Genomic DNA, 17,407 nt, shown 5'->3' with positions numbered 1-17,407 from the left:
TTGCCGACGCGCCTGATATCTGTTGATGGATGCTCAGTTGCCATAACGCGAGGCGATGTCGCGCGACAGCGTCTCACCTTCCTTCATATAACGGCTGATGGCTTCAGCGGCCGAAGCAGTGCACTGGGTGTAGGTGCCGCCGAAGGAGCGATAGCCGCGGTTGAAGCTGGCGATGAAGCGGGCGCGGCGTTCTGGATCGGGATTTTCCGAATCGAGCAGTTTTTCCATCTCGCCCCGCCACTGGTCGCCTTTCTCCCCGCACAGATTGCGCAGGAAATGCAGCGACCCCAGAACCTCCGCCAATCGCATCAGCCCCGGCTCGAACGGCGACTCGGCACTGAACGCGGGCCGTACCGGGACGGCCGCGCTGACGGCAAGGCAAATGGCGAGGAGTATTGACGGACGGTTCATAAGCCCAAAGCCGCTACGGTCCGCCGAATGGCCTAAACCGTGGCTGGCGAGACAACATAAGCGTTGTGACGAAACAATTTGTCGCCTGCAAGGCGATTTTTCAGTGCTGCGTCAGCGTGTTTGAATGTGACCGAGGAGTTCCTCGGCGACCGCCAACACCGAGCCGGCAAGCGGTAACAGGGTCATTTCTTTAAGTGTGTAGAAGGCAGCTGTCTCGGCGTCGTCGCTGGCCACGGCCTCGCCACCGGCATAGGCGGCGCCGAACACCGTGAGGAGATAATCGACCGGGTAGCTGTCGTCCCTGCCGTCGATGTGGATTTGCCGAAGCGGGCGCAAACCGGTGGCGCGCAAGCCGGTCTCTTCCATCAGTTCACGCCGTGCCGCGTCCTCCAGTGTCTCGTCGCCTTCGACCTTGCCGCCGGGAAAGGCGTAGAACCCTTGCGAAGGCGGCCGTGCCCGTTTCACGAGGAGTACGCTGTCGCCGCGCACGACGGCGACCGAGACGGCGGGAAGTGTCTTGCGTGCTTCGTTCATGATCAGGCTCATTCGAGGACCGCTCTGTTGTGGACCGCCCGGTAAGGGGAAGCATTACCGGTTGCGCAACACCGGTTCCATAGCCACTTTCGAAGCCGAACCATTCGAAAGGCTCCATCATGTGCGGACGTTTTGCCTTGACCGCCACGCCGGACCAGACCGCCGCCTTCCTGGGCCTTGCCGAGCTGGAGGATTTCCCGGCCCGCTACAACATCGCGCCGACACAGCCGGTCCTGATGGCGACCGCCGGCGCGCCGCGGGCTCCGGGCTCCAACCTGCCGGACCGGCAGCCGATGCTGGTGCGCTGGGGCCTCCTTCCCGCCTGGGTCAAGGACACCAGGGAATTTCCGCTGCTGTTCAACGCGCGTTCGGAAGGCGCAATCGAAAAGGCCTCATTCAAGGCCGCCATGCGCCATCGGCGCGCGCTGGTGCCGGCATCCGGCTTTTACGAGTGGCGGCAGACCGGAGGCAAGAAGGGGCAACCCTATTGGATCCGGCCGCGGCATGGCGGGCTGGTCGCCTTTGCCGGTCTGATCGAAACCTATGCCGAGCCGGGCGGCTCGGAGATGGACACCGGCGCCATCCTGACCGTGAACGCCAATGCCGACATCGCCCATATCCATGACCGGATGCCGGTGGTGATCGATATCCCCGACTTTGCCCGCTGGCTGGATTGCCGTACGCGCGAACCGCGCGATGTCGCTGATTTGCTGCGGCCGGCGAAGCCCGATTTCTTCGAGGCGATTCCCGTCTCCGACCTCGTCAACAAGGTCGCCAACACCGGACCGGAGATACAAGAGAGGGGCGAGATCGGACCTGAGCCCGAGAAAGCCAGGCGCAAGAAACCCGGCGCGGACGACAGTCAAATGACGCTGTTCTAGCGAAGCCCGTCGGGGCCTTAAATCAGGGCGCTTGTTCGCGCCCCTCGGGGCCGGCGATTGCGTCGGCCGGAGCGCCGCTTCAGGCGGCGCGGGGCGATACGATCTTCTGCGCCGGCTTGTTCTTCTTGGCGGTGTGAAGAAGGGCGGCGACGATAGCTGCCGGGCCGATCGCACGATAGTGATTGGCCAGCGCCGGTTGCTTGGCGCGGTTGGCTTCCTGCTTGCTTCGAGGCATGTTTCTCTTCCCAGATAACGTTTTCGTGTATGCGATTTGGTCGCCGAATCCGACCAAATCGTGACGCTTGGTGATCTAGCGGGCGAATGTTTCATGACCGTGCCGACATGTTTAATAAAATGTTTCATTGGCTGATTCCGTGTGATCGGGCGATGCGTTTGCCAGTCTTTGCGACGTTTTTCCCGGGATCAGCGACTTGACGGCAACACCGGCCAAGGCGATAAAGCCGCCCATGAAAACGTCTTTCGCCATTTGTGGCATTTGCATTATTGGCTAGCCTCGCGCTGGTCCGGACGTTTTCGCCTCATCTTTCCCCAGATTGGACAAACGCCCCGGCCAGCAGGCTGGAGCCAGATTTGCGCCTCGGCGCTGGGCTGGCTCCATCCAGACAAGAAGTTCAGAAACCGGGAAGGCATGGAATGTCTGACGCATCGCAGGGCCTGCGCCTCTACAACACGCTGACGCGCACGAAAGAGGACTTCGTGCCGATCGATCCGCGAAATGTGCGCATGTATGTCTGCGGCCCGACCGTCTACGACTTCGCCCATATCGGCAACGCCAGGCCGGTGATCGTCTTCGACGTGCTGTTTCGTCTGCTGCGCCATCTCCATGGCGAGACGCACGTCACCTATGTGCGCAACATCACCGACGTCGACGACAAGATCAACGCACGCGCCTTGCGGGACTTCGGCGGCGAGATCGCTTCAGGGGCGCTTTCGCTCAACGAGGCGATCCGGCGGGTTACCGAAAAAACGGCCGATCAGTTCCACAGGGATGTCGCGACGCTTGGCTGCCTGGAGCCGACGGTCGAGCCGCGCGCCACCGAATTCGTCGAGCCCCGCGCCGACGGCAAGGCTGACATGATCACCTTGATTCAAAGCCTGATCGGGCGCGGCCATGCCTATGTCGCGGCGGGCGAAGTGCTGTTCGATACGGCGTCGATGCCGGACTACGGGCAATTGTCGAAACGCAATCTCGACGAGCAGCAGGCCGGCGCCCGCATCGCCGTCGACGCGCATAAGAAGAACCCCGGCGATTTCGTGCTGTGGAAACTGTCGTCGCCGGAGGAGCCCGGTTGGCGAAGTCCATGGGGCAGGGGCCGGCCCGGTTGGCATATCGAGTGCTCGGCCATGTCGGCCGCCTATCTCGGCGAGGTCTTCGATATCCATGGCGGCGGCCTCGATCTGATCTTCCCGCACCATGAGAACGAGATCGCCCAGTCGCGCTGCGCCCACGGCACGTCGGTCATGGCCAATGTGTGGATGCACAATGGCTTCCTGCAGGTCGAGGGCCAGAAGATGTCGAAGAGCCTCGGCAATTTCTACTCGATCCACGAGTTGCTGGAGACCGACACTTTTGGTGGTCGCAAATGGCCCGGCGATGTGCTGCGGCTGGCGATGCTGATGACGCATTACCGCGAACCGATCGACTTTTCCGTGCGCAAGCTGGAGGAGGCGGAAAACACGCTGCGCAAATGGAAACGCGCGGCGGATCTGGCGCCGGCCGCCGGAAGTCAGTTGCCGGTTGAGGTGGTGGAGGCGCTGTCGGATGATCTTGCGACCTACGCGGCCTTCCAGCAACTCACCCAGCTTGCCGGCGAGGCGAGCGACTTTGACGGTAACGGCGACAACGCCGCCGCCGTCGCATTGAAGACTGCGCTCACCTTCCTTGGCTTCGATATTGGCGCGACCAAAGTGGACGAAACCGTGGTCGCCAAAGCGATTGCCGAGCGCCTGACGCTTATCGCTGCGAAAAACTGGGCAGAGGCCGATCGCGTGCGCGATGAACTTCTGGCGCAAGGTGTACAGTTGAAGGACGGCAAGGACCCGGTCACCGGCGAGCGCGTGACGACGTGGGAGATCAAGCGGTGAGGGTGACGGCGGGAATGGAGAGGTCATCGCGAGGCGCCCCCCTCTGCCCTGCCGGGCATCTCCCCCTCCAGGGGGGAGATCGGCAGCTTCATCGATGGCGCCGAATCTTCAACGTCGGCGATTGGCGAAAGCCGAAGCGACGTCCAATCTCCCCCCTTGCGGGGGAGATGTCCGGCAGGACAGAGGGGGGCGCCTCGCGATGACCCATCATCTCGTATCTCCCCTTAATCGTGGCAATGCGCGCAAGATGCGCAAGGCAATGACCGATGCCGAACTCAAACTTTGGAATGAGATACGTGCACATCGCCTTATGGGGCTGGCTTTCAGGCGCCAGATGCCGATCGGTGGCTACATCGTCGACTTTGCTTGCCCGACCAGAAAACTGATCGTCGAGATTGACGGCTCCCAACATACAACGGCCAAAGCCTCGGAGATGGATGCGGCGCGTACCGCGAAGCTTGAAGCGCTGAGCTGGACCATCCTGCGCTTCTGGAATGACGACGTCATCCGCGATATCGACAATGTCTGCCAGCACATCGTGATCGTGGCCGGTTTGGCCGATGCTGTGATGCCGGCAAGCCAACCAGCAACGGAGGAGCTCGTTCCATGATCGATCATCTTGGCATCGCCGTTTCCGATTTCGATGCTTCCAAGGCCTTCTATGACAAGGCGATGGCGCCTTTGGGCGCCTCGCTGCTTTACATGGTGCCGCAGGAATATACCGGCGGCACCAAGGTTGGCGGTTATGGCCGCGACCGGCCGGTGTTCTGGCTGAGCGCGGCAAGGGAAAAGCCTCGGGATCACCAGCACGTCGCCTTCACAGCGCGCAGCCGCGCCGAGGTCAACGCCTTCCATGCTGCCGCCCTTGCAGCCGGCGGCAGGGACAATGGCGGGCCGGGCCTGCGTCCGCACTATCACCCCAACTACTACGGCGCCTTCGTCTTCGATCCCGACGGCAACAATGTCGAGGCGGTCTGTCATGATCCGGAGTGAAAGCCGATGAGCCTCGACAACCGGCCGGTCTACACCGGCGGCTGCCAATGCGGGGCGGTGCGCTTCCGCGTCGAAGGCGCGCTTGGCGACGCTTCGGTCTGCCACTGCCGCATGTGTCAGAAGGCGAGCGGCAATTTCTACCTGCCGCTGGTCTCGGTGCGGGGCGCAAAGGTCGACTGGACGCGCGGCGAGCCCAAGCGTTTCCGTTCCTCCAATGCCGCCTGGCGCGGCTTCTGCGCCGACTGCGGCACGCCGCTGACCTTCGAGGCGCCCGACGGCATGGCGCTGGCGATCGCGGCCTTCGACGATCCGGCTGGTATCGCGCCGACCATTCAATGGGGCACGGAAGCAAAACTGCCCTATGTGGATTCCATACCGCGATTGCCGGGCGAGGACACGATGGCGGATATTGGCTCGGCCCCCTATCTCGCCGAACTCGTCTCCTATCAGCATCCCGACCACGACACCGACCAATGGCCGCCGGAGGAAAGACCATGACCGAGACCGTCCGAACCGGCGGCTGCCAATGCGGCGCCGTGCGCTTCCGCATCAAGGGGGCGCTGGGACGCGCGTCCATCTGCCATTGCCGCATGTGCCAGAAACAGTTCGGCTCCTTCTTCGGCGCCTTAGTGACGGTGCCCAAGGACGGCGTCGAATGGACCCATGAAGAACCAAGCTATTTCCAGTCTTCGGTCAACATCGATCGCGGATTCTGCGCCCGTTGCGGCACGCCGCTGACCTATCGCCAGCCCGGCGGGCTCGAGATTGCCATCGGCGCGTTCGACGACCGCTCGGATCTGGCGCCGCGGATCCAGGTCAACTACGCGGCACGGCTGCCTTGGGTCGAGACGATCTTCGATCAGCCTGTCCACGATGATCCCGACTATTACGCGCGGCAGGAGCAGATCATCTCCTTCCAGCATCCCGATCACGAAACGGCCAATTGGCCGCAACAGGGCCTGAAACTATGAGCTTGCGCACTCTCTACCCGGAAATCGAACCGTTCGAGTCGGGGATGCTCGACGTCGGTGATGGCCATAGGGTTTATTGGGAGCGGTCAGGCACCAAGGGCGCCAAGCCGGCGGTGTTCCTGCATGGCGGGCCGGGAGGCACCATCTCGCCAAAACACCGGCGGCTGTTCGACCCCAAGCTTTACGATGTCATCCTGTTCGATCAGCGCGGCTGTGGAAAGTCGACGCCGAACGCCTCGCTGGAGGCCAACACGACCTGGCATCTCGTTGCAGACATCGAACGCCTGCGCGAAATGGCCGGCTTCGATAAATGGCTGGTGTTTGGCGGCTCCTGGGGCTCGACGCTGGCGCTCGCCTATGCCGAGACACACCCTGATCGCGTCAGCGAACTGGTGGTGCGCGGCATCTATACGCTGACCCGCGCGGAGCTCGAATGGTACTATCAGTTCGGCGTCTCAGAGATGTTCCCCGACAAATGGGAGCGCTTCCTGGCGCCGATCCCGGAGGCCGAGCGCAGCGACATGATGGCCGCCTACCGCAAGCGGCTGGTCGGGTCCGACCGCAAGGCGCAGGTCGAGGCTGCCCGCGCCTGGAGCCTGTGGGAAGGCGAGACGATCACCCTGCTGCCGGAGCCTGAAACCAGCGGTCCGTTTGGCCAGGACGACTACGCTGTCGCCTTCGCCCGCATCGAGAACCACTATTTCGTCCATGCCGGCTGGCTGGAGGAGGGGCAGTTGCTGCGCGATGCCGGGAAGCTCAAGGACATCCCCGGCACCATCGTCCATGGCCGTTACGACATGCCGTGCCCGGCGCGCTACGCCTGGGCGCTGCACAAGGCGTGGCCGAAGGCGGACTTTCATCTGGTCGAAGGCGCTGGCCATGCCTATTCGGAGCCGGGCATCCTCGATCAACTGATCCGCGCGACGGACAAGTTTGCAGGCAAATGACCATGTCCCGCGAGCGCCTCTATCTCTTCGACACCACGCTCCGCGATGGCCAGCAGACGCCGGGCATCGACTTTTCGGTCGAGGACAAGATCGCGATTGCAAAATTGCTTGACGAGTTCGGCTTCGACTATGTCGAAGGGGGTTATCCCGGCGCCAATCCGACCGACACTGCATTCTTTCAGCAGAAACGCACGGCCCGCGCCAAATTTGTCGCCTTCGGTATGACCAAGCGCGCGGGGGTATCGGCCTCCAACGACCCCGGGCTCGCGGCACTCGTCCAGTCGAAGTCGGACGCCATCTGCTTCGTCGCCAAGAGCTGGGATTACCATGTTCGCGTGGCGCTCGGCTGCACCAACGAGGAGAACCTGGAGTCAATCAAGGCCTCGGTCGAAGCGGCGGTCGCTTCGGCCAAGGAAGCGATGGTCGACTGCGAGCATTTCTTCGATGGCTTCAGGGCCAACCCGGACTATGCGCTGGCCTGTGCGAAAACCGCCTATCAAGCCGGCGCGCGCTGGGTTGTGCTTTGCGACACGAATGGCGGCACGCAGCCCTCGGAAGTGCGGGTAGTCGTTGAAAAGGTCATCGCCGCGGGCATTCCGGGCGAGCATCTCGGCATCCACGCCCATGACGATACCGGCCAGGCGGTGGCCAATTCCCTTGCCGCCGTCGAGGCTGGCGTGCGCCAGGTGCAGGGTACGCTGAACGGCATCGGCGAACGTTGCGGCAATGCCAATCTGATCTCGATCGTGCCGACACTGGCGCTGAAGCCGGCTTTCGCCGACCGCTTCGAGACTGGAATTTCAGCTGAGGCGCTGACCGGCATCTCCAGGCTGTCCCGCGCCTTCGACGAATTGCTGAACCGCGCCCCGGAAGCGCAGGCACCCTATGTCGGCTCGTCCGCCTTCGCCACCAAGGCCGGCATCCATGCTTCCGCACTGGCCAAGGAGCCGGCGACCTATGAGCACGTGCCGCCGGAATCGGTCGGCAACCGCCGCCGCGTCATGGTCTCCGACCAGGGCGGCAAGGCCAATTTCCTCGCCGAGTTGAAGCGGCGCGGCATCGATGTGCCGAAGGACGATCACCGGCTCGATGCCCTGATATCCGTGGTCAAGGAGCGTGAAGCGTCGGGCTATGCCTATGAGGGCGCCGACGCCTCGTTCGAGCTCCTGGCGCGCAAGATGCTGCATGGCCTGCCCGAGTTCTTCCACGTCACCTCGTTCCGCTGCATGATCGAGCGCCGCTTCGATGCCAATGGCCAGTTGAAGACCGTGTCGGAAGCGGTCGTCAAAGTGCTGGTCGAAGGCGAGGAGAAGATGTCGGTGGCCGAGGGCCATGGCCCCGTCAACGCGCTCGACATCGCTCTGCGCAAGGATCTCGGCAGATACCAGAACGAGATCGCCGATCTCGAACTCGCCGACTTCAAGGTGCGTATCCTCAATGGCGGTACCGAGGCCATTACCCGCGTGCTCATCGAATCGCATGACGGCACCGGCGCCCGCTGGTGGACGGTCGGCGTTTCCGAAAACATCATCGACGCCTCGTTTCAGGCACTGATGGATTCGATCATCTACAAGCTGATGAAGAACCGCGAAATGGCGGGTCTGGTGGCGGCGGAGTAAGTTTGAACCATCAGCGAAAGTCCATTGATCCATCAGAACTTTGCGATGGTCTTGCCAAGGTTACTGGGCCATAGCGTTGGGCCATGGCCGCTGAAGCAATTACCCCCGATGCAGATTCAAAAGCCCGCCGCGGCTTCCTGCTGGCGCTGGGTGCCTATCTCTTGTGGGGATTGCTGCCCTTCTACATGAAGGCGGTGGCGCATCTGCCGCTTGCAGAGGTGATTGCACATCGCATCGTCTGGTCGGTGCCGATTGCCGCGGCGGTCCTGATCTGGGCCGGCCGCACGGCGGACTTCAAGGCGGCGATCCGCTCCCCCCGCACCATCGCCATGGCGGCGCTGACGGCGGCGCTGATCTCGGTCAACTGGGGCATCTATGTCTGGGCGATCGCCGTCGATCGCACCGTCGAGACCGCGCTGGGCTACTATATCAACCCGCTGGTCAGCGTCGTCGTCGGCGCGTTGCTGCTCGGTGAACGCCTCAATCGGCTGCAGATCGCGGCGGTGGCGCTTGCTGCGGTTGCCGTCGGCGTGCTGACAATCGAGGGCGGCAAGCTGCCCTGGGTGTCGCTGGCATTGGCGTTTTCCTTCGCCGCCTACGGCTTCTTCCGCAAGACCCTGCCGATCGGTCCCAGCCAGGGTTTCCTGCTCGAAGTGCTTTTGCTGTCGGTGCCGGCGCTGGGCTACATCATCTTCCTGATCGCCACCGGACAGGATCATTTCGTCTCGGGCAGTGGTACCGACACAGCGCTGCTCATCGGCTGCGGGCCGGTGACCGCCGTGCCGCTGCTGCTGTTCGCCTTCGGCGCCAAGCTGCTGCGCCTGTCGACCATCGGCCTCATGCAGTACATAGCGCCAACCATGGTGTTTCTGATCGCCGTGCTGATCTTCGACGAGCCGTTCGGCACCACGCAGGCCATCGCCTTTGCGCTGATCTGGGCGGCGCTGGCGATCTATTCCTGGTCCATGCTGGCGACGGCGCGCCGGGCTACATCTGTCCGAGCCGCCTGACGAAAAGATAGGTCACGCCCGCGATCAGCAGCGATACGGCCGTGACCACCCAGAAGCCCAATGGGGTGTTGACCAGCGGCAAGCCGCCGACATTCATGCCGAACAGGCCCGAGATGATGGTCATCGGCAACAGCACCGCCGTCATCACCGACAGCACATAGAGCAGCCGGTTCGACTGCGTCGTCAGCTTGGCCATCAGCTCGTCCTGCAGCAGCCGCGTGCGCGCCTGCAACTGCTCGCCGTCATAGTGCAACGTCTGGGCGCGATGCGACAGCCGCGCGGCCATGTCGTTGATCGAATCCGGCAGGTCGTTGCGGTGCGAATGGTCGAGATGGCGAAACAGATTTGTCAGCGTCGCCATCTGCCGATGGATGACCACCAGGTGCCGGCGTGCATCGACCAGCGCTTGCCGCTCATTGTGCCATGCGTCGCAGACGATACGGTCCTCGATGCCGTCGAGACTGTCGCTGAGTGTCGCGAGTTCGGCGGCCATTCCGTCGAACGACTGGCCGACGACAGCCTCGATCAGCTCGGCCGGAGAGCGGAATTTGCGCGATCCGTTCTCGATCGCCTTGCGGATGTTGTCGACCGATTGCAGCGGTTGTTTGCGGGCGCCGACCAGCATCGTGTCATTCAAGGCAAAGCGGAAATGACCAAGCCCGCCGGCTTCCGCCGAATAGTCATGGCGCAGGTCCGGCAGATCGCCATAAAGCCAGTCATCCTCGAGATCGATGTGACAGCCATGGCTGGCGCTCAGGAAGGCTTCGCGCACCGGCGCCGGCAACGCCTGATCGGCGCCGATCTCGTGACGGGCGCGCATGTCGGAAAGCTGGTAGCTGCGCCATGTCCAGTGTGCGGCTGCGGCATCCCGGGTACGCGCGCCCTCGGTGGTAAAGTGGTAGATGAAGAACAGCCCGTGCTCATCGGGCAGGTAAGGCGACAGGTCAGTGCCTTCGGAGGGGAGGGCGATGTTCATGGCGGCTTCGCCGGTCTCTGATGCGGTCGGGGTCGCGGGGGCGGCCAAGCGCCATTTCTAGCATGGCATGCCCGATTTAGTGTGACTGTTTCGTGACGGCGTGCCGCCTACAGGACGCTGGTGATCCCGCCATCCACCAGCAGCGTCTGTCCGCTCACGAAACTGGCGGCGTCGGACGCCAGGAATACGGCGGCCCCCGCGAGTTCCCTCACTTCGCCCCAGCGCCGCATCGGTGTGCGGCCGGTCAGCCAGGCGGAGAATGTCTCGTCAGCGACCAGCGCGGAGTTGAGCTCGGTCATGAAATAGCCCGGCGCGATGGCGTTGACGCGCACGCCGTGCTGGCCCCATTCGCCGGCCATCGACTTGGTCAGCATGGTGATGGCGCCTTTGCTCGCCGCGTAAGGCGCGATCGAGGGGCGCGCGAGCACGCTCTGCACCGAGGAGACATTGATGATCGCCCCCCTTTGGCGGGCGATCATGCCCTTTACGACGGCCCGGCTCACCTTGAACACGCCGTCCAGGTTGGTGGCCATCAGCGCGTCCCAGTCGGCGTCGCTAAAGGTCTCCAGCGGCGCCCGTCGCTGGATGCCGGCATTGTTGACCAGGATGTCGATCGGTGCGGTGCCGGTTTCCGCCGCTGCGATCGCCTGGTCGACCGACTGGGTGTCGGTCACGTCGATCACCGCTTCGGCGATCGAATGGCCCGCGGCGCGCAGCCTGTCTGCGGCCGTTTTCAAATCGTCGGCCTTGCGGCCGCCGATCGTGACGCGAGCGCCCGCGCTCGCAAGCGCCTCGGCGAAGGCCAGGCCCAGGCCGCGGCTGGCGCCGGTGATGAAGGCATGCTTGCCCTCGAGGCCGAACAGGCGGCCGAGATAGTCAGTCGAATGCAATTTTGCACCTTCATCGATTGCGATTTATCGCCGCCAGCGCGAAGGCTCGTCTGACCTCGGCAAGCGGCAGCACCAGCGTGCCGCGTGGCTTGACGACATGCAAGGCGCTTTGTCGCCTCGTGCCTGGCCGGCGGCCTCGGTTGTCGCGGCCGTCAGCCTCAGCGTTTCGGCCCAAACCCCGGATAGGGGTTGAGCGGCACGATCGCGGCAATGTCCATCATGCCGGCCTTGACCAGCGGCAAGGTGGCGAGATGGCCGCGCACATCGGCATCGCTGCCGGCTTCGAACATCATGCCGCTGCCGGGAATGTCACCGCGATTCCAGATCTGGCGCACCGCGCCTTCGGCATAGAGGGTGCGGCGCTGCTCTGCCTCGCCAGGCAGAAGGGGTGCGAAGTCGGCGTCGGCGAACTTTTCCGTGTTGCGGGTGAGAAGGGCAAGGAACTGCATTTCGGTCTCCTGTTGTCAGCGGTTGATGACAGGAAATATCGCGCCGGATGGTCAGACTGTCCAAGACTGATTAGGCTAATGTTAAGACCTGAGAGGACTTGGGTTTCGAGGAGCTAAAGGTGTTCGACCTTCGCCAGATCAGATATTTCGTCGCCGTCGCCGAAACCGGCAATGTCGGTCGAGCCGCCGAACTGCTGCATATCTCGCAATCGCCGCTCAGCCGGCAGATCATGCAGCTGGAGCGACAGCTTGGTGTCCCCCTGTTCGAGCGGGCAAAGCAGCGCGTTCATCTCAATGCCGAGGGCCGCGCCTTCCTGACCGAAGCCCGTGCCTTGCTGTCGAATGCGCGCCGGCTGGAGGAACTTGGCCGCAATCTGGCCAGCGGTTCCATTGGGCGTCTTGCCATCGGCTATGTCGAGGGGGCGGTCCATGCCGGGCTTGTCGCCGGCATGCTGCGCCAGTTCCGCCGCGACCGGCCGGATTTTCATCTGCAGTTGAGAAGCATGCGCTCGGCGGCGCAGATGGAGGGGCTTCGGCAGCGGTTGCTGGATCTTGGTTTGGTGTATGCCCCCGCGGCGGCCGAGGACCCTGACATCGCCAGCACGCCATTGCGCCACGAGCCGCTGGTGCTGGCCATTCCCGAAGACGATCCGCTCGCCGATGTGGCTGATATCCAGCCGCATCATCTCGACGGCCGCGTCTGGATCACCGTGGTGCGCCAGCCCGACGACACCAATCGTGGCCAGTTCCTGGCCGCTTGCGCAGAGGCTGGCTTTACGCCCGACATCGCTTACGAGACGGCGGACCCGCTGACCTCACTCGGGCTTGTCAGCGCCGGCCTCGGTCTCGCCACCGTGCAGGCAAGCCTGCGCACCGCCGCGCCGCCCTCGATCCTGTTCCGCGACATGCCATGGTTCGGGCGCACGGTGTCCATCCACCTCGCCTGGCGGCGGCAGGACCGGCGCGTGGTGATCACTGACCTGCGGGAGGCTGCCCGGAGGGAGGGGAGTAGGGGAGTAGGGGAAAGTGTACACTCGGAGACTGCAAACCTACTGCCCCACTCCCGTGACTCTACATCTTGTCGATCACCGACTGGACGCCCTCCGTCGGTGCATCGACCGAGGACCCGGCCACCATGATGGCGGCGACGATAGCCTCGGGATCGTTGACGACCAGCGGCTTCACACGTTGCGCGGTATGAATGAAGCCTTCCGCCGCCATGTGGTCAAGCAACGCCGTCATCGGATTCCAGAATCCGTTCACATTGCCGAAGACGATCGGCTTGCGGTGATGGCCAAGTTGCGCCCAGGTCATGATCTCGACGATCTCCTCGACTGTGCCGATGCCGCCAGGCAGCGCCACAAAGGCGTCGGATTTCTCGAACATCTTATGTTTGCGCTCGTGCATGTTGTCGGTGATCAACAACTCGTCGAGCCGGTCAAGCGCGGTTTCGGTTGCTTCCTTGTTGATGAGGAAGCGCGGAATGATGCCCGTCACCTTGCCGCCGGCCTTGAGTGCGCCTTCGGCGACGGCGCCCATGATGCCTTTGGTGCCGCCGCCATAGACCAGCCGCAGTCCTGCCTTGGCAATTGAGCGTCCAAGCAGGTGACCGGCCTTGGCATAAATTTCATCGCGGCCCGGAGACGAGCCGCAATAGACGCAGACGGATCGAATCGTGTTCATGCCGATGATTGGTGATTGGGTCTGAAAGCGCGGTCAAGCCCCAAGGGCTGAGAAGGCCGGGCTTTTTCTTGTCGGTCATGGCAAAACACGCTAGACCGGCGTTAGGTGGCTAAGGGGTAGGGAAATATGGCAATCAATCCATTGAAGGCGTTCCTGTTCGCGGCGGGTGGGACCGTCGCGGCCGCGGGAACCGCCTATGTATCGGGCGCGCTCGACCCGTATCTTCATCCAACGCCGCCGGCGGAAGTCGCGGCCTTGACGCCGCCCGCGACGCCGAAGCCGGCCACGGAAGGGCGCCTGCCGGCTCCGGCGGTGCCGGCCGCTCCGGCCACAGCACCCCAGGCGACAGCCCCGGCAGCGCCCGCAACCGATGCGGCGGCGCCTGCGACGCCCGCGACGGCGGGTCCGATCGCCCCGACGTTCGACGTCGTTCGCGTCGAGGGCAACGGCTCGATTGTCATTGCCGGCAACGCGGCGCCCAACTCGAAGGTCGAGATCCTCAACGGCACGATGGTGATCGGCTCGACGGTGGCTGGTCCCAATGGTGCCTTTGTCATCGTGCTCGATGATCCGCTGAAGCCCGGCGATTATACAATCGCCTTGCGTTCGACGGTCGGCACGGTGGTGACCGCCTCGGGGCAGACCGCTGTGGTCTCGGTACCCGCGAATGCGGCTGGTCAGGTGCTGGCCATGGTCGAGGAACCGGGCAAGCCGGCCGAACTGCTGACGGTCCCGGCGCCCGAGACAAAGCCTGCGCCGGCAACCGGCGACCAGGCCGCCGCTCCGGCTGCTGAAGCGCCCGCGACGGTCGCTCCAGCGACCGCCGCGCCGGCGGCGACCGCGCCAGCCGTGGTTGAAGCAAAACCCGATCCGGCGGCGCCGGCCGCGCCCGCGGCGGCTGTGGCCGAACCCAAGATCGTCGTCGAGGCGGTCGAGATCGAAGGCAACAAGATCTTTGTCGCCGGTCTCGCCGATCCGGGCCGCAAGGTGCGCGCCTACGCCAACGACATTCTGCTCGGCGACGCACAGACCTCGTCGGACGGCCATTTCCTGGTCGAGGCGACGCGCGACATTCCGGTCGGCAATTATACCATTCATGTGGATGGCCTCGATGCCGATGGCGTGAAGGTGGTGGCTCGCGCCGCCGTGCCCTTCGAGCGCGAGCCGGGCGAGGCGGTCGCCGCTGTTGCCCCCGCCGCGACCAAGCCCGCTGCACCTGCTGCGGAAGCACCAGCCGCTCCGGCGCCTGCTGTTGCCGCCGCTGCTCCAGCGGAGACCGCACCGGCCACCGAGGCTCCGGCCGTCGTCGCGGCAGCCACGCCGCCAAGCGACGTGCCCGAAATCGTGTCGCCCAAGCTCGAACATGCCGATGGCGCGGTCATCATCCGTCGCAACGATACACTGTGGCGGATTTCACGGCGGATCTATGGTCACGGCACGCGCTACTCCACCATATACCTCGCCAACCAGGACCAGATTAGGAATCCGAACCGCATCTGGCCGGGGCAGGTGTTCAAAGTCCCGGAAAAGTCGAAGGAAGGCGAAGCCGCCGACTTCAAGGCGATGGGTGAACAGGCGACCACCGCGACGAAGACGGAGTAGGGAGACCGGCAATTCCGGCGATCTACCCATCGGCCTAGCTTGCCCTGTCATCGGTCATCGTCTATCGCCGATGAACGATGACAGAGTGCTTCCCCATACCAGACCACGCCGTCTCGGCACCGTCCGGCCGCATGCCGGACAGTCGCGCTGTCGCGGCCCGGTTCGCAGCGCTTTCGCATCCGGCCCGGATCGAGATACTGAAGCATCTGTCCGCCAGCAATTCCTGCTGCTGCCGTGAGGTCGTCGATCATTTCGATCTGGCGCAGTCGACCATCTCACAGCATTTGAAAATATTGGTCGAGGCCGGCCTGGTCCGGTTCGAGCCCGACCGTCAGCGATCGCGCTATGCTGTCGATCGCGCGGCACTTGCCGATGTATCGGAATCGCTCGGCGCGCTCATCAATTCCTGCTGCTCCGGCCGCTGACCCTCTCACCCAAAAGGCAAGAAAAGTGGCCGAAAAAACCGTCTCCGCCGACACCTCGACACTCGCGACGTTGCGCAACCTCTGGCCCTATATGTGGCCGGCCGACCGCGCCGACCTCAGAGCACGGGTGACCTGGGCGACGCTGCTGCTGGTCGTGGCCAAGGTGACGCTGGTCGCCGGTCCCTATTTCTTCAAATGGGCAACCGATGCGCTGGCGGGCGGCTTCAAAACACCCCCGCCGCTGCCGTCGTTCATGCTTGCCCCGGTGATGCTGGTCGTTGCCTATAATGTGCTGAGGCTCGTCCAACTCGGCTTCAACCAACTGCGCGATGCGCTGTTTGCCCGTGTCGGCCAGCATGCGGTGCGCCAGCTTGCCTTCCGCACCTTCGTGCACATGCATCAGCTGTCGTTGCGCTTCCATCTCGAACGCCGCACCGGGGGCCTGTCGCGCATCATCGAGCGCGGCACCAAGGGCATTGAGACGATCGTGCGCTTCATCATGCTGAACACGGCGCCGACGATCCTCGAATTCGCGCTGACCGCCGGCATATTCGGTTTCACCTATGGCTGGAAATATGTGGCCGTCGTGGCGATCACCGTCTGCGTCTACGTCTGGTTCACCGTCAAGGCGAGCGACTGGCGCATCTCGATCCGCCGCGACATGAACGACAGCGACACCGACGCCAACACCAAGGCGATCGACTCGCTGCTCAATTTCGAGACGGTCAAGTATTTCACCAATGAGCGCATGGAGGCCGAGCGCTTCGACCGCTCGATGGCGCGTTACGAAATCGCCGCCACCAAGACCTGGACCTCGCTCGGCTGGCTGAACTTTGGCCAGGGCTTCATCTTCGGCGTCGGCACGGTCGTCGTCATGTGCATGTCGGCGCTGGAGGTGCAGGCCGGCACCCAGAGCGTCGGCGATTTCGTGTTCATCAATGCAATGCTGGTGCAGCTGTCCGTGCCGCTCAACTTCATCGGCTTCATCTACCGCGAGATCCGGCAAGGGTTGACCGACATCGAGCACATGTTCGACCTGCTCGACGTGCCGCAGGAGATCGTCGACAGGCCCAACGCCAAGCCGCTGGCCGTCAGCGCCGGCAAGGTCGAGTTCCGCGACGTCCACTTTTCCTATGATCCGAACCGCAAGATCCTGAAAGGCGTCTCCTTCGAAGTGCCGGCCGGCAAGACGGTTGCCATTGTCGGGCCGTCGGGCGCGGGCAAGTCGACCATCTCGCGGCTGCTGTTCCGCTTCTATGACGTACAGGGTGGCCAGGTGTTGATCGACGGCCAGGATATCAAGGACGTGACGCAGGACAGCCTGCGCGCGGTGCTCGGCATGGTGCCGCAGGACACGGTGCTGTTCAACGACACCATCGCCTATAACATCCGCTATGGCCGTGTCAGCGCCGGCGAGGAGGAGGTGCGCAAGGCCGCCGAACTCGCCCAGATCGGACCGTTCATCGAGAAGCTGCCCGACGGCTACAAGTCGATGGTCGGCGAGCGCGGGCTGAAGCTTTCCGGTGGCGAGAAGCAACGTGTGGCGATCGCCCGCACCATCCTGAAGGCGCCGCCGATCCTGATGCTCGACGAAGCCACTTCGGCGCTCGACAGCCACACCGAGCAGGAGATCCAGGCCGCGCTCGACCTGGTCAGCAAGGGCCGCACCACCATCGTCATCGCCCACCGCCTGTCGACGGTGATTTCAGCCGACGAGATCATCGTGCTCAAGGATGGCCAGATCGCCGAGCGCGGCACCCATGTCGAGCTGATGCGAAAGCACGGCCTCTACGCCTCGATGTGGGACCGCCAGCGCGAGGCGACCGAAGCCGAGGAGCGGCTGCGCATTGCCCGCGAAAGCGACGAACTGGGTGTCGTCGTGCGCAGGCGCACGTCGGAGATGTCGTAGC

21 protein-coding genes are annotated in these 17,407 nt (G+C 63.7%); 13 read left to right on the top strand and 8 right to left on the bottom strand.

Going from position 1 to position 17,407, the window contains the following annotated elements; translation table 11 throughout:
* Positions 1 to 33: 33 nt before the first annotated feature.
* Both M653_RS0115465 and M653_RS0115460 read right to left on the bottom strand, forming a co-directional pair.
* Complete coding sequence (locus M653_RS0115465) at positions 34 to 411, bottom strand: TIGR02301 family protein (RefSeq protein ID WP_027144167.1); 378 nt, start codon at positions 409 to 411, stop codon at positions 34 to 36.
* A gap of 111 nt (positions 412 to 522) precedes the next feature.
* Complete coding sequence (locus tag M653_RS0115460; RefSeq protein WP_027144166.1) at positions 523 to 945, bottom strand: NUDIX hydrolase; 423 nt, start codon at positions 943 to 945, stop codon at positions 523 to 525.
* Positions 946 to 1,064: 119 nt separating this feature from the next.
* On the opposite strand from M653_RS0115460, the gene M653_RS0115455 reads away from it, so the two are divergent.
* The gene (locus M653_RS0115455) at positions 1,065 to 1,826 is read left to right on the top strand and encodes an SOS response-associated peptidase (protein ID WP_027144165.1); all 762 of its coding nucleotides are present in this window, start codon (positions 1,065 to 1,067) and stop codon (positions 1,824 to 1,826) included.
* A gap of 79 nt (positions 1,827 to 1,905) precedes the next feature.
* On the opposite strand, the gene M653_RS1000000135620 is transcribed toward M653_RS0115455, so the two are convergent.
* Positions 1,906 to 2,061 carry a hypothetical protein gene (locus M653_RS1000000135620; protein ID WP_023771655.1) on the bottom strand — a complete coding sequence of 52 codons (156 nt, stop codon included), beginning with the start codon at positions 2,059 to 2,061 and terminating at the stop codon, positions 1,906 to 1,908.
* A gap of 111 nt (positions 2,062 to 2,172) precedes the next feature.
* Entirely contained in the window at positions 2,173 to 2,313 is a 141-nt protein-coding gene (locus M653_RS1000000137300) for a hypothetical protein (protein WP_181167474.1), read from the bottom strand.
* A gap of 167 nt (positions 2,314 to 2,480) precedes the next feature.
* On the opposite strand from M653_RS1000000137300, the gene cysS reads away from it, so the two are divergent.
* The 8 genes from cysS to rarD all read left to right on the top strand — a co-directional run bounded on the left by cysS (position 2,481) and on the right by rarD (position 9,472).
* A complete protein-coding gene (cysS, locus tag M653_RS0115440) occupies positions 2,481 to 3,932 on the top strand; it encodes a cysteine--tRNA ligase (RefSeq protein WP_027144164.1) in 1,452 nt (483 codons plus the stop codon).
* Positions 3,933 to 4,131: 199 nt separating this feature from the next.
* Complete coding sequence (locus M653_RS0115435) at positions 4,132 to 4,542, top strand: endonuclease domain-containing protein (protein ID WP_027144163.1); 411 nt, start codon at positions 4,132 to 4,134, stop codon at positions 4,540 to 4,542.
* Positions 4,539 to 4,925, top strand: a complete 387-nt coding sequence (locus tag M653_RS0115430; RefSeq protein ID WP_027144162.1) for a VOC family protein — start codon at positions 4,539 to 4,541, stop codon at positions 4,923 to 4,925. Before M653_RS0115435 ends, M653_RS0115430 begins: the two co-directional genes overlap by 4 nt.
* A gap of 6 nt (positions 4,926 to 4,931) precedes the next feature.
* Positions 4,932 to 5,423, top strand: a complete 492-nt coding sequence (locus M653_RS0115425) for a GFA family protein (protein ID WP_027144161.1) — start codon at positions 4,932 to 4,934, stop codon at positions 5,421 to 5,423.
* Positions 5,420 to 5,896 (top strand): GFA family protein, encoded by a 477-nt coding sequence (locus M653_RS0115420; RefSeq protein WP_027144160.1) that lies wholly within the window; start codon positions 5,420 to 5,422, stop codon positions 5,894 to 5,896. Before M653_RS0115425 ends, M653_RS0115420 begins: the two co-directional genes overlap by 4 nt.
* Entirely contained in the window at positions 5,893 to 6,843 is a 951-nt protein-coding gene (gene pip, locus M653_RS0115415; protein WP_027144159.1) for a prolyl aminopeptidase, read from the top strand. The genes M653_RS0115420 and pip overlap by 4 nt, the downstream gene beginning before the upstream one ends.
* Positions 6,840 to 8,462 (top strand): citramalate synthase, encoded by a 1,623-nt coding sequence (gene cimA / locus M653_RS0115410; RefSeq protein WP_198028785.1) that lies wholly within the window; start codon positions 6,840 to 6,842, stop codon positions 8,460 to 8,462. Before pip ends, cimA begins: the two co-directional genes overlap by 4 nt.
* Positions 8,463 to 8,545: 83 nt before the next feature.
* Complete coding sequence (gene rarD, locus M653_RS0115405; protein WP_027144157.1) at positions 8,546 to 9,472, top strand: EamA family transporter RarD; 927 nt, start codon at positions 8,546 to 8,548, stop codon at positions 9,470 to 9,472.
* Here rarD and M653_RS0115400 read toward each other — a convergent pair.
* From M653_RS0115400 to M653_RS0115390, 3 genes are all read right to left on the bottom strand, one after another.
* Complete coding sequence (locus tag M653_RS0115400) at positions 9,450 to 10,448, bottom strand: transporter (protein ID WP_027144156.1); 999 nt, start codon at positions 10,446 to 10,448, stop codon at positions 9,450 to 9,452. The two genes, rarD and M653_RS0115400, sit on opposite strands and share 23 nt — an antisense overlap.
* Before the next feature lie 107 nt (positions 10,449 to 10,555).
* Entirely contained in the window at positions 10,556 to 11,338 is a 783-nt protein-coding gene (locus tag M653_RS0115395; protein WP_027144155.1) for a glucose 1-dehydrogenase, read from the bottom strand.
* A 158-nt stretch (positions 11,339 to 11,496) separates the two neighbouring features.
* Positions 11,497 to 11,787: a muconolactone Delta-isomerase family protein gene (locus M653_RS0115390; RefSeq protein ID WP_027144154.1), complete on the bottom strand. Its 291-nt coding sequence runs from the start codon at positions 11,785 to 11,787 to the stop codon at positions 11,497 to 11,499.
* 119 nt (positions 11,788 to 11,906) lie between these two features.
* Between M653_RS0115390 and M653_RS1000000135610 the strand changes: the two genes are divergently transcribed.
* Positions 11,907 to 12,926 (top strand): LysR substrate-binding domain-containing protein, encoded by a 1,020-nt coding sequence (locus M653_RS1000000135610; protein WP_084636707.1) that lies wholly within the window; start codon positions 11,907 to 11,909, stop codon positions 12,924 to 12,926.
* On the opposite strand, the gene M653_RS0115380 is transcribed toward M653_RS1000000135610, so the two are convergent.
* The gene (locus tag M653_RS0115380) at positions 12,859 to 13,470 is read right to left on the bottom strand and encodes a TIGR00730 family Rossman fold protein (RefSeq protein ID WP_027144152.1); all 612 of its coding nucleotides are present in this window, start codon (positions 13,468 to 13,470) and stop codon (positions 12,859 to 12,861) included. The two genes, M653_RS1000000135610 and M653_RS0115380, sit on opposite strands and share 68 nt — an antisense overlap.
* Before the next feature lie 126 nt (positions 13,471 to 13,596).
* Here M653_RS0115380 and M653_RS0115375 point away from each other — a divergent pair, with 126 nt between their 5' ends.
* The 3 genes from M653_RS0115375 (at position 13,597) to M653_RS0115365 (ending at position 17,406) form a co-directional block, all read left to right on the top strand.
* The gene (locus M653_RS0115375; protein ID WP_027144151.1) at positions 13,597 to 15,072 is read left to right on the top strand and encodes a LysM peptidoglycan-binding domain-containing protein; all 1,476 of its coding nucleotides are present in this window, start codon (positions 13,597 to 13,599) and stop codon (positions 15,070 to 15,072) included.
* A 131-nt stretch (positions 15,073 to 15,203) separates the two neighbouring features.
* Entirely contained in the window at positions 15,204 to 15,497 is a 294-nt protein-coding gene (locus tag M653_RS0115370) for a metalloregulator ArsR/SmtB family transcription factor (protein WP_156938202.1), read from the top strand.
* 25 nt (positions 15,498 to 15,522) lie between these two features.
* Positions 15,523 to 17,406 (top strand): ABC transporter ATP-binding protein/permease, encoded by a 1,884-nt coding sequence (locus tag M653_RS0115365; RefSeq protein WP_027144149.1) that lies wholly within the window; start codon positions 15,523 to 15,525, stop codon positions 17,404 to 17,406.
* Position 17,407: the final 1 nt, after the last annotated feature.

This window comes from Mesorhizobium sp. WSM3626, assembly GCF_000513935.1.
In the GTDB taxonomy this organism is placed as follows: domain Bacteria; phylum Pseudomonadota; class Alphaproteobacteria; order Rhizobiales; family Rhizobiaceae; genus Mesorhizobium; species Mesorhizobium salmacidum.
Note: the sequence above shows the minus strand (reverse complement) of the source record. Positions and strands in the feature narration are given on the sequence as shown.

Excerpts from the sequence above, each read along its gene's own strand:
- rarD (WP_027144157.1), top strand. The coding sequence starts at position 8,546 with ATGGCCGCTGAAGCAATTACCCCCGATGCAGATTCAAAAGCCCGCCGC.
- M653_RS0115435 (WP_027144163.1), top strand. The coding sequence starts at position 4,132 with ATGACCCATCATCTCGTATCTCCCCTTAATCGTGGCAATGCGCGCAAG.
- M653_RS0115370 (WP_156938202.1), top strand. The coding sequence starts at position 15,204 with ATGCCGGACAGTCGCGCTGTCGCGGCCCGGTTCGCAGCGCTTTCGCAT.
- M653_RS1000000137300 (WP_181167474.1), bottom strand. The coding sequence starts at position 2,313 with ATGGCGAAAGACGTTTTCATGGGCGGCTTTATCGCCTTGGCCGGTGTT.
- cimA (WP_198028785.1), top strand. The coding sequence starts at position 6,840 with ATGACCATGTCCCGCGAGCGCCTCTATCTCTTCGACACCACGCTCCGC.
- cysS (WP_027144164.1), top strand. The coding sequence starts at position 2,481 with ATGTCTGACGCATCGCAGGGCCTGCGCCTCTACAACACGCTGACGCGC.
- M653_RS0115420 (WP_027144160.1), top strand. The coding sequence starts at position 5,420 with ATGACCGAGACCGTCCGAACCGGCGGCTGCCAATGCGGCGCCGTGCGC.
- M653_RS0115375 (WP_027144151.1), top strand. The coding sequence starts at position 13,597 with ATGGCAATCAATCCATTGAAGGCGTTCCTGTTCGCGGCGGGTGGGACC.
- M653_RS1000000135620 (WP_023771655.1), bottom strand. The coding sequence starts at position 2,061 with ATGCCTCGAAGCAAGCAGGAAGCCAACCGCGCCAAGCAACCGGCGCTG.
- M653_RS0115455 (WP_027144165.1), top strand. The coding sequence starts at position 1,065 with ATGTGCGGACGTTTTGCCTTGACCGCCACGCCGGACCAGACCGCCGCC.
- M653_RS0115390 (WP_027144154.1), bottom strand. The coding sequence starts at position 11,787 with ATGCAGTTCCTTGCCCTTCTCACCCGCAACACGGAAAAGTTCGCCGAC.
- pip (WP_027144159.1), top strand. The coding sequence starts at position 5,893 with ATGAGCTTGCGCACTCTCTACCCGGAAATCGAACCGTTCGAGTCGGGG.
- M653_RS0115430 (WP_027144162.1), top strand. The coding sequence starts at position 4,539 with ATGATCGATCATCTTGGCATCGCCGTTTCCGATTTCGATGCTTCCAAG.
- M653_RS0115460 (WP_027144166.1), bottom strand. The coding sequence starts at position 945 with ATGAACGAAGCACGCAAGACACTTCCCGCCGTCTCGGTCGCCGTCGTG.
- M653_RS0115425 (WP_027144161.1), top strand. The coding sequence starts at position 4,932 with ATGAGCCTCGACAACCGGCCGGTCTACACCGGCGGCTGCCAATGCGGG.
- M653_RS0115465 (WP_027144167.1), bottom strand. The coding sequence starts at position 411 with ATGAACCGTCCGTCAATACTCCTCGCCATTTGCCTTGCCGTCAGCGCG.
- M653_RS0115380 (WP_027144152.1), bottom strand. The coding sequence starts at position 13,470 with ATGAACACGATTCGATCCGTCTGCGTCTATTGCGGCTCGTCTCCGGGC.
- M653_RS0115400 (WP_027144156.1), bottom strand. The coding sequence starts at position 10,448 with ATGAACATCGCCCTCCCCTCCGAAGGCACTGACCTGTCGCCTTACCTG.